9 protein-coding genes and 1 pseudogene are annotated in these 12,255 nt (G+C 60.8%); 3 read left to right on the forward strand and 7 right to left on the reverse strand.

What is annotated here, in order from left to right; translation table 11 throughout:
- Nucleotides 1–104 precede the first annotated feature (104 nt).
- From HFO71_RS01030 to HFO71_RS01040, 3 genes are read right to left on the reverse strand one after another with little or no spacing between them, the layout of a single operon-like run.
- Nucleotides 105–929: a transglutaminase family protein gene (locus HFO71_RS01030; protein ID WP_020051220.1), complete on the reverse strand. Its 825-nt coding sequence runs from the start codon at nucleotides 927–929 to the stop codon at nucleotides 105–107.
- Between the two features lie 12 nt (nucleotides 930–941).
- Entirely contained in the window at nucleotides 942–1,883 is a 942-nt protein-coding gene (locus tag HFO71_RS01035; RefSeq protein ID WP_077978996.1) for an alpha-E domain-containing protein, read from the reverse strand.
- The gene (locus tag HFO71_RS01040; RefSeq protein WP_077978995.1) at nucleotides 1,883–3,292 is read right to left on the reverse strand and encodes a circularly permuted type 2 ATP-grasp protein; all 1,410 of its coding nucleotides are present in this window, start codon (nucleotides 3,290–3,292) and stop codon (nucleotides 1,883–1,885) included. The genes HFO71_RS01035 and HFO71_RS01040 overlap by 1 nt, the downstream gene beginning before the upstream one ends.
- Nucleotides 3,293–3,646: 354 nt before the next feature.
- Between HFO71_RS01040 and HFO71_RS01045 the strand changes: the two genes are divergently transcribed.
- On the forward strand, nucleotides 3,647–4,546 hold the full coding sequence (locus HFO71_RS01045) for a DMT family transporter (protein WP_131664518.1): 900 nt from the start codon (nucleotides 3,647–3,649) through the stop codon (nucleotides 4,544–4,546).
- 54 nt (nucleotides 4,547–4,600) lie between these two features.
- Here HFO71_RS01045 and HFO71_RS01050 read toward each other — a convergent pair whose 3' ends face one another.
- From HFO71_RS01050 to HFO71_RS01060, 3 genes are all read right to left on the reverse strand, one after another.
- Nucleotides 4,601–6,334: a DEAD/DEAH box helicase gene (locus tag HFO71_RS01050; RefSeq protein ID WP_131664659.1), complete on the reverse strand. Its 1,734-nt coding sequence runs from the start codon at nucleotides 6,332–6,334 to the stop codon at nucleotides 4,601–4,603.
- 246 nt (nucleotides 6,335–6,580) lie between these two features.
- Nucleotides 6,581–7,696, reverse strand: a complete 1,116-nt coding sequence (locus HFO71_RS01055) for a DNA alkylation repair protein (RefSeq protein WP_077978992.1) — start codon at nucleotides 7,694–7,696, stop codon at nucleotides 6,581–6,583.
- Nucleotides 7,697–7,847: 151 nt separating this feature from the next.
- Nucleotides 7,848–8,876 carry a LacI family DNA-binding transcriptional regulator gene (locus HFO71_RS01060; RefSeq protein WP_027664022.1) on the reverse strand — a complete coding sequence of 343 codons (1,029 nt, stop codon included), beginning with the start codon at nucleotides 8,874–8,876 and terminating at the stop codon, nucleotides 7,848–7,850.
- Nucleotides 8,877–9,037: 161 nt separating this feature from the next.
- Here HFO71_RS01060 and HFO71_RS01065 point away from each other — a divergent pair, with 161 nt between their 5' ends.
- Together HFO71_RS01065 and HFO71_RS01070 are read left to right on the forward strand one after the other, a co-directional pair.
- The gene (locus tag HFO71_RS01065; protein WP_221987474.1) at nucleotides 9,038–9,985 is read left to right on the forward strand and encodes a dihydrodipicolinate synthase family protein; all 948 of its coding nucleotides are present in this window, start codon (nucleotides 9,038–9,040) and stop codon (nucleotides 9,983–9,985) included.
- 197 nt (nucleotides 9,986–10,182) lie between these two features.
- Nucleotides 10,183–11,567, forward strand: a pseudogene (locus tag HFO71_RS01070) (MFS transporter).
- Between the two features lie 126 nt (nucleotides 11,568–11,693).
- On the opposite strand, the gene HFO71_RS01075 reads toward HFO71_RS01070, so the two are convergent.
- Nucleotides 11,694–11,993 (reverse strand): hypothetical protein, encoded by a 300-nt coding sequence (locus HFO71_RS01075; protein WP_077978988.1) that lies wholly within the window; start codon nucleotides 11,991–11,993, stop codon nucleotides 11,694–11,696.
- Nucleotides 11,994–12,255: the final 262 nt, after the last annotated feature.

Consider the following 12,255-nt stretch of genomic DNA (forward strand, 5'->3'; position numbering starts at 1 on the left):
GGGGCCGAAATACACCAAGCGTGGCCCGCGCACCAGAAGTCGCGACGAACTCGGCAGCTACTCTATCGGCACCATCGTAGGGTGCGGTAAAGCTGTCTGTAGGCTCAGCTCTGGCTCTGGCTTTGCATCTGTCCGCCATCCTCGACCTTCACGGTGACCGACAGCGTTTCGCCCGGCGTGCCGATGCGCATGCCTGAAATCGGCGCGGCGTCGCGATAGCAGAGACCGGAGGCGACACGAATGTAGCGCGCATCCGGGCAGATCTCATTGGCGGGATCGAAGCCGACCCAGCCGAGGCCGGGAATATGGGCCTCGGCCCATGCATGGGTCGCAGCCTGTTCGATCTTTTCTTCCATCATCAAATAACCGGAGATGTAACGCGCCGGCACCTGCAGGGCGCGGGCAGCGGCAATGAAGATGTGCGCATGATCCTGGCAGACGCCGCTCTTCCTCTCCAGCGCCTGTTCGGCCGTCGTCTCGGTGTTGCTGGTGCCGGGCTTATAATCGACCGTCTCGTGGATCGCCGCCATCAGCGCATGCATGCGGGCAAGCTCATTGTCACCGCTGACGCCCTTGATGAGTTCCTTTACCAGCTTGCCGCCCTTGGTTAGCGGCGTGTCGCGCAGAAAGAGCCAAAGCGGGCAGAAACCGGTATGCGGGCCGGTGACGCCGTTATTGTCCTCGGTCTCGACTTCGCCTTCGGCCAGGATGCGCGTCACCTCCTGCTCGCCTTCCAGCGAGACGAGGTTGACGTGATTGCCGTACTGGTCGTCATATTCTACTTCCGGCGTGGCACCCTCGACGTTCAAGGCCCAGCCGAGCACTTTCTGTGCGGGGCTGGTCGGCGGCGTCAGCCGCAGCCGTTGCAGCGAGAACTGCGTCGGTCCGTCGTAGCGGTATTCGGTGAGGTGGCTGATCTTCAATCTCATATTGTTATCCGCTTATGCATAGAACCGGTAGCCGTCGGAAATTTCCGCGCCGAGCTTGTTGTTGCGCGAGACGAAATCCTCCAGGAACTCGTGCAGGCCCTGATCCATGATATCCCGGATCGCCCTCGTCTGCAGCGTGGTGCGGATTGAATCCGCGGTATCGTGGGCAGGGAGCCGCTCCTCGTAATCCTGGGCGAGATAGCCGAGATTGCTGACGATCTTCTCGTAGCAATAGGCAAGCGAGCGCGGCATCTGGACATTGAGGGTCAGGAAGTCGGCGATGTTCATCGCCCGGTATTCGCCGTCATAGGCCCAGCTATAGGCGCGGTGCGCGGAGACCGAGCGCAGGATCGATTCCCACTGCACGTTGTCGAGGGAGGAGCCGACTGACGAAACCGAGGGCAGCAGCACGTAATATTTCACGTCGAGGATGCGGCTGGTATTGTCGGCCCGCTCGATGAAGGTACCGATGCGGGCAAAATTATAGAGCTCGTTGCGCAGTGTCGAGCCATGGAAGGCGCCGCGGATGAGGCCGGCGCGGCGCTTGATGACGTCGATCACCTCTGGCATTTCGGCCGCCTTGACGCGCTTTTCGAGCAGCGACTTCAAGTCGATCCAGCATTCGTTGGTCGCTTCCCAGGTCTCCCGCGTCAGCGCCGTGCGCACCATGCGGGCATTGTTGCGGCCGGAATCGATGCAAGACATGACGCTCGACGGATTGGTGCGATCGCGCAGGAGATAATCGATCGCGTCGGCGTTGGTCAGCTTGTTGTGGCCTTCGTCATAAGCCTCGCGCACGCCCGCACTTTGCAGCACGCCATCCCAATTGTCATCGCCGGTGCTGCTGCGGGTCAGCGACATGCGCAGCCCGGCATCGATCAGGCGGGCTATATTTTCGGCGCGCTCGATGTAGCGAAACATCCAGTAGAGGCCGTTTGCTGTTCTTCCGAGCATCAGTCCTCCAATACCCAAGTGTCTTTGGTGCCGCCGCCCTGGCTGGAATTGACCACCAGCGAGCCCTGCTTCAGCGCCACGCGGGTGAGCCCGCCCGGAATGATCTGTACCTTGTCGGATACAAGCACATAGGGGCGAAGGTCGACATGGCGCGGCGCGATGCCCTTGTTGACGAGGATCGGCACGGTGGAGAGCGACAGCGTCGGCTGGGCAATGTAATTGTTCGGCTTGGCTTTCAGCTTCTCAGCGAAATCGGCACGCTCCTTCTTCGATGCAGTCGGGCCGACCAGCATGCCGTAGCCGCCGGAGCCGTGCACCTCCTTGACGACGAGGTCTTCCAGGTGTTCCAGCACATATTTCAGGCTGTCGGCTTCCGAACAGCGCCAGGTCGGCACGTTTTCGAGCAGCGCCTTGCGGCCGGTATAGAATTCGACGATCTCGGGCATATAGGAATAGATCGCCTTGTCGTCGCAAATGCCGGTACCCGGTGCATTGGCGATGGTGATGTTGCCGGAGCGGTAAACATCCATGATGCCGGGAATGCCGAGCGCGGAATCGGACCGGAAGGTCAGGGGATCGAGGAAGTCGTCGTCGACGCGGCGGTAGAGCACGTCGATCGCTTCGTAACCGCGTGTCGTTCTCATTTTCACCTTGCCGTCGATGACGCGCAGATCCGCGCCCTCGACCAGCTCGACGCCCATCATGTCGGCGAGGAAGGAATGCTCGTAATAGGCGGAATTGTAAATGCCCGGCGTCAGCACAGCGACACGAGGCTTGCCCTTGCAGCCGGGAGGCGCCAGCGAGGCGAGGCTCTGGCGCAGCAGATAGGGATAATCCTCGACACGCTGCACCTTGTTCTCGTGAAAGAGCTCAGGGAACATCTGCATCATGGTTTCCCGGTTTTCCAGCATGTAGCTGACCCCGGAGGGCGTGCGGGCATTATCCTCCAGCACGTAAAACTGGTCTTCGCCGGTGCGCACGATGTCGGTGCCGACGATGTGGGTATAGACGCCGCCGGGTGGCCGGAAGCCGATCATTTCGGGGATGAAGGTGACGTTGTTCTCGATCAGCTCACGCGGGATGCGGCCGGCGCGGATGATCTCCTGCTTATGGTAGATATCGTCGAGAAAGGCGTTGAGCGCGATCACCCGCTGCTCGATGCCTTGGGCGAGCTTGCGCCATTCGCGGGCGGAGATGATGCGGGGAATGATGTCGAAGGGGATGAGCTTTTCGGAACTGTCGGCATGGCCGTAGACCGCGAAGGTGATGCCGGTCTTCCGGAAGATGTTTTCCGCATCGCGGGATTTGGCAATCAGATGCGCCCGGTCTTGGCTGTTGTACCACTCGAAGTATTTGTCGTAAGGCGGGCGAGGGCTTTCGTCCCCGGTAATCATTTCATCAAATGCCAAAAGCGCGGCTCCCCTTTTTGTTCATTTGAATACAATGCAAATGGCAATGCAAGAACCATGCGCAGTTCGGGGAAAAGATTTTGCGCTGCGGGAAACGGGTGAAAATCGGGCATTTAAAGTGATGCGCTGCGGCATGGCGGATATTCATCCGAGGTGTCTGCGCAAAATCTGAGCATGTGACCGTTTTTCGTTCTGCCAAGGCGATATGGTCATGCGTGCGAGGCCCGCCCCTGGCCGCCATCGGGTCTCTGCATCAGTGAAATTTCAAATAAGCATCAAAGCTTCGCTTTTGACTACAGCCACCGGGTGGGGCTATCAGCACGGCGAACCCTCCTCTGTCGAGCCGCGCGCCCCATGTCCCTCGATCGCCTTGCCCCCGCCGTTTTCGTCTTGCTCTGGTCTACGGGCTGGGTGGTGGCGAAATATGCCTCGCTGCATTCCGAGCCCTTCACCTTTCTTTCGATACGCTATGCGCTGTCGGCGGCGGCATTCCTGGCGCTCTGCCTTGTGGTGCGGGCGCAATGGCCGAGCCGGGCGGCGGCGCTGCGCGCCGTCTATTCCGGCTTCTTCCTGCATGGTTTCTATCTCGCCGGTCTCTGGTGGGCGATCGCCAATGGCGTGCCGGCCGGCATATCGGGCATCATCGCGGCGCTGCAGCCGCTGCTGACGGCAATGGCAGCTCCCTTCCTTATCGGCGAGCGGCTGCAGCAGGCGCAGAAGCTGGGCCTTGCCCTCGGATTCATCGGCATTGCCATCGCCATTTCGCCGAAGCTGCTCGATCCGGCGACCGCCGATCTCACGCATGCCGCCCTGCCGCTGGCGATCAACCTCGTCGCCATGGCGTCCGTCACCTACGGCACGCTCTATCAGAAGAAACACCTGCAATCCGGCGACCTCAGAACCATCGCGACTTTGCAATATATCGGCGCGCTGATCCTCACCCTGCCGCTTTCGCTGATCTTCGAGCATCAGCATTTCGACGGCGCCGCGCAGGCCTATGGCGCGCTGGCCTGGTCGGTCTTCGGCCTGTCGATGGGCGGCGTCGGACTGCTGCTCTATCTGATCCGCCGGGGTCAGGTGTCACGCGCCGCCTCGCTGATCTACCTGATGCCGCCAGCGGTTGCTCTCGAAGCCTTCATCGCCTTCGGGGAACCGCTGACCCTGCCGCTGATCGTCGGCACCGTGGTGGTCGTGACAGGCGTCTATCTCACGAACCGCAAGGCCTTCAGCGAGCATAGGTCCGCGGAGGCGTGATAATAAAAAGGCCGGAGATATCCCCGGCCTTTCTGATTTTCAATCGTTCGACGATCAGGCGCGTTCGCGGCGCTGCCCGCCGCCGTTGCGGGAGCCGGAGCCACCGCGACGGTTGCCACTGTTGCCGTCGCGGCGCGGTTCGCCGGCCTGGGCCTGCTGCGGGCCGCGGTCCTCGCCATGCTTGCGGGCCGGGCGGCCGTGGGCATGGCGGCTGTTGCCGCGGTGATGACCGCTCGGCTCACCATTGGCATGGGCGCCGTGATGGGCCGGACGCTGCGGCTTTGCAGAGGCGCGGAAATCGGAGGTCGAGGCCAGATCATTGTCGGGGCCGAGATCCGGGGTCGTTTCACCGCGGCGCTGACCGCGGAAGTCCTCGTTGCGGCTGGTCGGGCGCTCCGGACGCGGACGACGCTCTTCGCCGCCGGCGCGGACTTCGCCGCCTTCACCTTCGCGACGTGGGCGGCGTTCCTGACGGCTGCCGCGATGCTCGGAGCGGTTCTGGTCGCCACGGCCTTCGCCACGACCCTGACCTTCGCGACCCTGGCCGCCATTGCGATTGCGGTTGTTGCCGTTGCCGTTGGCGCGACGGGGTCCGCCGCTGACGATTGCCGGCGCTTCGCCGCTTGCGACAGTGATGTCGATGCCCATCAGGCGTTCGATATCACGCAGCAGTTTGGCTTCGTCAGGGGCGCAGAAGGCGATGGCGATACCGTCGCGGCCGGCACGCGCCGTACGGCCGATGCGATGGACATAGGCGTCAGGCACTTCAGGCAGGTCGTAGTTGTAGACGTGGCTGACGGCCGGAATGTCGATGCCGCGGGCGGCGACGTCGGTGGCGATCAGCGTCTTGATGCTACCGTCGCGGAAGGCTTTCAGCGCCCGCTCGCGCTGACCCTGGCTCTTGTTGCCGTGGATCGAGGCGACGGAATAGCCGATGTTTTCGAGATGCTTCATCAGCTTCTCGGCACCGTGCTTGGTGCGCAGGAAGACCATGGCGCGGCCATCGGGGTTTTCGGTCAGCGACTTGCGGAGCAGCTCCGTCTTGTCGTTCTTGCCGGCGACGAAATGAACGTACTGCTCGACCTTGTCTGCAGCCTTACCTGGAGGCGTAACTTCGACCTTGACGGGATCGACGAGATATTCGCCGGCGAGATCGGCAATCGCCTTCGGCATGGTGGCCGAGAAGAGCATGGTCTGGCGCTTTTTCGGCACCATCTTGGCGATCTTGCGAAGATCATGCACGAAGCCGAGGTCGAGCATCTGATCGGCTTCGTCGAGCACGAGATAGCGAACCGCAGTCAGCGTGATCGCGCGGCGATTGATGAGGTCGAGCAGTCGGCCGGGCGTGGCGACGAGAATGTCGGTGCCCTTTTCAAGCTGAAGCTGCTGCTTGTTGATCGAGACGCCGCCGACCACGACATTGATGCGCAGCGACGACTTGCGGATGAACTTCTTCAGGCTCTCGGCGATCTGGTTCACCAGTTCGCGGGTCGGCGCAAGGATCAGCGTGCGCGTCGTGCGGTTGTCGGGGCGCCGTTCGTCGGCAAGCAGCTTTTCGATCAGCGGCAGACCGAAAGCGGCCGTCTTGCCGGTGCCGGTCTGGGCAAGGCCGATCAGGTCGCGGCCTTCGAGGAGGAGAGGAATGGCATGTTCCTGGATCGGCGTCGGCGTTTCGATGCCGAGCTGGAACAAAGTAGCGACGATCGGCTTGGAGACACCAAGCGATTCAAAATTAGTCAAGGTATAACCTTTCGGGGCGCCACAATGACTATCGCCGGAACGCACCATGCGACCCGGTTTCATTCTGGCGTCAAGAACCCCGCGTGAAGTGGGAACTTGTGAGTTGGAAAAAGCTTTCCAGCGCTTCTGGCCGCTCATGAGAGTGCGGCGCTCTATCGAAATGCGCTTTTGTCCCTTCTTCCTGCATCTGTATTTTTCAGCAGGGGCACGCTCACGCGGCGGCCGGAAGGGTGAAAGCTGACCCGCATTTGGGCTAGTTCGTGCTGAAAGTCAAGTGCGGTGCACAAGAAAGCCTCAAGCTGGGTCAGGCGAGGGCATGACGAGGACGAAACTTTCCGATGCGGTCTCCGCCCCGTTGACGAGGATGGCAATGCGATGTTCGCCTGGATAATAGCGTCGCGTGGTGATCGGCCGCATGGCGTGGCGGCGCCCAATGGTATGGCATTGCCCCGGAGCGAGCATTATCGCCTTGCATTTGAAGACCTTGGGTGAGAGCGAACCGTCGCCCTTCACATGGTGAATGGCGTAGTCGATCATCAGCGACTGCGTGAGCTCGCCGGCATTCGTCACCCGGATTTCGAAATCCAGCCCTTCGCCGAACATCACCTCAGCATTCCGGAGCCGCAGTTCGCATTCGAGCGAAGCGGCCGCGGCGAAGCCGAAATTGGCGAGTGCCTGCGCATGGCCTTTCTTCAGAAGCGTGCGCGAGGCATGTTTCAGCAGCCAACGGCGTTCGGGAGAGGCGCCGTCGATATGGCCGGCGATGAAGGCGGCGACCAGATCCGGGTGATCCTTGGCGACGTCGTTCAGGCTGTTGGCCACGGATCGGCGCACATAATCCTCCGGATCATCCATCAGTGCGATCAAGATGGGCAGGATTGGCGCCGGATCCTTGACGAGCTGCGGCAGGCGCATCGCCCAGGGCAGGCGCGGCCGGGTTCCCTCGCTCGCCAGCCGGCGCACATGCTGGTCGGGATCGTCGACCCAGCCGGAAATGATCGCCAGCGCGCGCTGCTGGTCGCGGTGGATAAAGGGTCGGATGCCGAATTCGGCGGTGAAATGCGGCGTCAGCGCCTTCAAGAGATCGAGGCCGAGATCGAAATGATCAAGACCGCGTGCGGCGATGAACTGATTGACCGGCAGCAGCATCCAGCCGGAGAGCCCCGGCCTGCCGGCAGTGGGCAGGCTTGCCGTCAGAATGGCTGCGGCCTCTCGGAAATCGCCAGGGAGTGTTGCAAACAGCGCGTCGCGGATCAGGGCCGAGCGCTCCATCAGCTCCAGCGCTCCGAGGCCATCGGTCGCCAGCATCATGAAGCGGCTTTTATCGAAAGTCGGCGTGTTGCGGGCAATGCGATCGGCCATATCGCCGACCAATATTTCATGCAGCAAGTTCTTGAGCGGTTCCGGCATGCTGGTCCTTCCTCTTATGCGACCACCGCATGCCAGCCGCATAAGGGCAGCATGGTCTGCGAAACATCTGGCGATTTGCTATCGGAGAATAGAGTGATCGCACCCACTCGAGCAATCGTGTGCTGATAGTGAGGTGCGTGTGGCGCGAGCTTTAGCGTATCGGTGCCGTCGATTTCCTTGGGATGAGGGTTGGGGCCGAGATCCGAATACGCTCGTCGGCAGGACTGTTGTCACCGGCAAGAAGATCAAGGGCGTTTGATGCTATTTGCTCAAACGGCACCCGCAACGTCGTCAGCGGCGTGGGGAGGTGGCTGACAATCGGAATGTCGTTATAGCCTACGATCGAGATGTCCTGCGGCACGGAAAGGCCAAGTTTCGTCAGTCCCGACAAGGCGCCGATGGCGGTATTGTCGTTGACCGCGAAAATAGCGGTTGGGCGCGGACTAAGATGCATTAGGGTTTCGACGGCTACCGCACCGGACTCGATGCCGAATGTCGAGGGAATGATGTATGAGGGATCTGCATTCAATCCAGCCTCTTCCAGGGCGTGGCGGAAACCCTCCACGCGGCCTCGCGAACTGGAGGCATAGGATGGACCGGCAATGACACCAATTTTGCGATGGCCGAGATCGAGGAGGTGGCGGGCCGCGAGGTAACCACCGAGCCTGTCATCGCCGACCGACGAGAGGCTGTGGCCATCCGTCCGGAGTGCCAGGACATAAGGGATACCGCGTTTTGCCAGCTCGTCCGGAAAGTCATCGTCTTCCCGCGCCGTCGAAAGAATCAGTCCATCGACACCGCGCTTCAGCAGAGACTCGGCCGCAAGCCGGTCTGCCTTTGGCTTGTCGTCGGTCGTTGCGACAATCGCAAAGCGGCCACTACGGCTGCAGGCCTTGGCCAGTGCTTCGTAAAGCATGGCCATGACCGTATCCGTCAGCCTGGGCACGATCACCCCGATTGTCATTGTGTTGCCGCGCCTAAGGCTCGCTGCGGAAACGTCCCGAACGTATCCCAGCTCTTCGGCAACCTTGCGCACGCGACGCGCGGTCTCGCTGTCGGATCGCGGAAGCCTTTCGTCGAGAATGCGGGACACGGTGGACTTGGAGACACCGGCTGCGGCAGCGACGCCGTGAATAGTGACGCGGGTCTGTCCCGGAACTTCATCCGTCTTTGAATTCATTGAGTCTTTTCCATTCGAGTCAGCATTGAGCCGCCGCTCTCCAGCATGCCTCAAAAAAGATATTGACTCCAGAGAATTCGAGAACGATAGTGGGAACGTTCCCGTAAACGATCCTATGCCAGTCGCGAGCGAACCGCGATTGCACGAAGGAGGAGACCAATATGCAACCGATGGATATGCGCGGGCTGAGCCCGGCCCCCGTTACCGCTTTCACCCGCGACAGTGAAATTGATCACAAAGCCAACGCCAAAATCGCCAAATGGCTGGTCTCGATGGAAGGCGTCAAAAGCCTCGTCATCCTCGGCCATGCCGGCGAAGGCACCTTCCTCACGGAAGATGAGCGCCTTGCTCTCATCCACACTTATGTTGAAGCGGTCGACGGTGCCGTTCCGATCATTGCCGGGATTACCGGTGAAGGCACGAGGGTCGCCGCTGAAGAGGCCAGGAAATGCAAGGCCGCTGGTGCCACCGGCGCGCTCGTCTATCCGAACCACGGCTGGCTGCGTTTCGGCTTTCAGAAGGGAGCGCCTCAGGATCGCTACAAGGCAATCTGGCAAGAATCTGGCCTGCAGTGCATCCTTTTCCAGTATCCCGACGCCACCAAGGCATCATACGATCTGGATACACAGCTTGCGATTGCTACCCAGGAAGGCGTCGTCGCTACCAAGAACGGCGTGCGCAATATGAAGCGCTGGTATGTCGAAATTCCGGAGCTGAAGAAGGCCAATCCAAAGCTGCAGGTTCTGAGCTGCCACGATGAATGGCTGCTGCCAACCATGTTCGATGTCGACGGTCTGCTCGTCGGTTATGGCAATATCGCGCCGGAGCTGCTGATCGACCTGATCAAAGCCGGAAAGGCACAGGACTATCCGGAAGCGCGCAAGATCTTCGAACGCCTTCTTCCGGTGACGCGTGGCGTCTATCACCGCGGCTCTCACATGGAAGGCACCGTGGCCCTGAAACTCGGCCTTGTCCACCGTGGTATCCTTGATCACGCCACGATCCGCGAGCCGCTGAAGAACCTTGGCGAAAAGGCCGAAGCAGAGATCTTTGCTGCCTTCGACGCCGCCGGTATTGGCCGCGTTGACCAGCTCTTGGCTGCCGAGTGACCTCTTTGACGCCCCTGCGCATGTTGCAGGGGCGCATTCCGAAGGGAGGAGGAAACCATGGAAACCCGCCGAGGCAGACTTGAACGTCTTTGAAGGCCATTGCTCTGACAGGACGAACTGACGCGCAGTAGCAACCATCAAGCAGGAGCGCCCCTGGCCGGGAGAGTGGTAGGCCACGGGGCGAGTAGGAGGAACCAATGAATGTCATGCAGCCTATGCCGGCTGAGACGGCGAATGTCGCTGATCATCAGGCCGAAATCAGCGCTCGTCTGGAGCGCCTTCCCATCACCCGCGAGGTATTCTGGGCTCGCAATATCGTCGGCGCCGCAACGTTCTTCGACGGCTACACGGTCATCGCCATCGCTTATGCCATGCCCGTCCTTGTTCGCGAGTGGGCCTGACGCCCTCACAGACCGGCATGATCCTGTCGATGGGCTATCTGGGACAGTTGATCGGTGCGATCCTGTTTGGCTGGCTCGCCGAGAAGATCGGCCGGCTGAAAGTTCTCCTATTCACCATCCTGCTCTTCGTCAGCATGGATGTCGCATGCCTGTTTGCTGCCGGGGCCGGCATGATGATGGCCTTCCGTTTCGTCCAGGGGATCGGCACCGGCGGCGAGGTTCCGGTCGCCAGCGCCTATATCAATGAGTTGATCGGGTCGAAGGGGCGCGGCAAGTTCTTCCTCCTCTATGAGGTCATGTTCCTGCTGGGCCTCGTCGGCGCCGGGCTGATCGGCTACTTCATGGTACCGGTTTACGGCTGGAAGGCGATGTTCGTCGTCGGTCTCGTTCCCGCAATCATCATGGTTCCTCTGCGCTGGTTCCTGAAGGAATCACCGCGTTGGTTGGCTGCCAACGGCCGCTATGGCGAAGCAAACGCTATCGTCACCCGCATGGAAGAAAGTGCTCGTGCGGCCGGCAAGGAATTGCCCGAACCGAAGCTCATCCAGGCGCCGGTCCACCGCAAGTCGGACTGGCGCGAACTCTTCCAGGGCGTCTACTTGAAGCGGACGCTTTCCATCTGGGCCATGTGGTTTACCGCCTATACGGTTGCCAACGGTACGATCACCTGGCTGCCGACCCTGTATCGACAGGTCTTTAACCTGCCGCTTCAAACCAGCATCTTCTATGGTTTCCTGACGTCGGTCGGCGGCGTGATCGCCGCTGTGATCTGCGCGCTGCTCATCGACAAAGTGGGACGCAAGCGCTGGTACACGGGGGCGCTGCTTCTCGCTCCCCTGCCGCTGCTGGTTCTCGCATGGCTCGGCGCGACCTCTCCCATCCAGGTTTTGGTTCTAGCCGGCCTCGCTTATGCGATCGTCCAGACCGTCACATTCTCCCTCTACCTGTACTCTGCCGAGATCTACCCGACACGCCTCAGGGCATTGGGAACCGGAACCGGCAGCGCCTGGCTTCGCCTGGGATCATCGGCCGGCCCGATCCTCGTCGGTACGGTGATGTCTTCCATGGGCATCCAGTATGTCTTTGCGAGCTTCGCAGCCATTCTGATCGTTGGTGCAATCATCACGATGTTGTTTGCGATAGAAACCAAGGACCGCGTACTGGAGGAACTTTCTCCGTAACGGTTGAAAATACGGTCTGATCGGCTTTGATCTGGCGGATGAAAATCCGCCAGTTTCATTTGGTCGTCGCTGAGGGCACTGGGTCGGCGCCGCCGGGAGGTCAAGCGGCGCCGGATGCGGTTTCTGTTATCGCTGGCAGACTTTGACGCGATAGGGATTGCCCCAATCGTCGTGCAACCATTCGAAGTGGCAATAGTCCGGCCGGTAATAGGTCCGGTAAACGGGGTAGGGGCGGTAAGCGGGATAGGCCGGGTAGGCGGGACGGGCGGCCTCCGACAGCAGGGCGCCGCCGACGACGCCGGCAGCAAGGCCGCCCCAGAAGGCATCGCGTGGACGGGCATCGGCGGTGGTGGCGGTGGCGAGCGAGGCGCCGGCAAAGGTCAGCGCAATCAGGCCCGTCGCCATGGTCTTATGAAGAGCGGACATGGTATTTTCCTTTCATGGGCATGGCTTCCATAAAGCCATGCCGCAGACTCGGCCCGGATCGCGGCGGCGCAATGGCCGCGCAAGCAGTTTCGGCATTAAATTTTCGTCATGATTTCAACGGATCCCCGATGTCGAAATGATTTATCGCGGACGACCTTTCAGTCTCGTGCAAGCCGGGCTGGTAATCCCGCAATGTCTTCAGCTTGGTAAGCCGGCTCGTAAAATTCGGCTGTCGAAATTTATGGTTAAAACCTTGTTAAAA

The organism is Rhizobium laguerreae, from assembly GCF_019778565.1.
GTDB lineage: Bacteria > Pseudomonadota > Alphaproteobacteria > Rhizobiales > Rhizobiaceae > Rhizobium > Rhizobium laguerreae.

Bases quoted from the DNA above. Each gene is read 5' to 3' on its own strand.
- HFO71_RS01030 (WP_020051220.1), bottom strand. From the start codon at position 929: ATGAGATTGAAGATCAGCCACCTCACCGAATACCGCTACGACGGACCG.
- HFO71_RS01035 (WP_077978996.1), bottom strand. From the start codon at position 1,883: ATGCTCGGAAGAACAGCAAACGGCCTCTACTGGATGTTTCGCTACATC.
- HFO71_RS01045 (WP_131664518.1), top strand. From the start codon at position 3,647: ATGTCCCTCGATCGCCTTGCCCCCGCCGTTTTCGTCTTGCTCTGGTCT.
- HFO71_RS01050 (WP_131664659.1), bottom strand. From the start codon at position 6,334: ATGGTGCGTTCCGGCGATAGTCATTGTGGCGCCCCGAAAGGTTATACC.
- HFO71_RS01055 (WP_077978992.1), bottom strand. From the start codon at position 7,696: ATGCCGGAACCGCTCAAGAACTTGCTGCATGAAATATTGGTCGGCGAT.
- HFO71_RS01060 (WP_027664022.1), bottom strand. From the start codon at position 8,876: ATGAATTCAAAGACGGATGAAGTTCCGGGACAGACCCGCGTCACTATT.
- HFO71_RS01065 (WP_221987474.1), top strand. From the start codon at position 9,038: ATGCAACCGATGGATATGCGCGGGCTGAGCCCGGCCCCCGTTACCGCT.
- HFO71_RS01075 (WP_077978988.1), bottom strand. From the start codon at position 11,993: ATGTCCGCTCTTCATAAGACCATGGCGACGGGCCTGATTGCGCTGACC.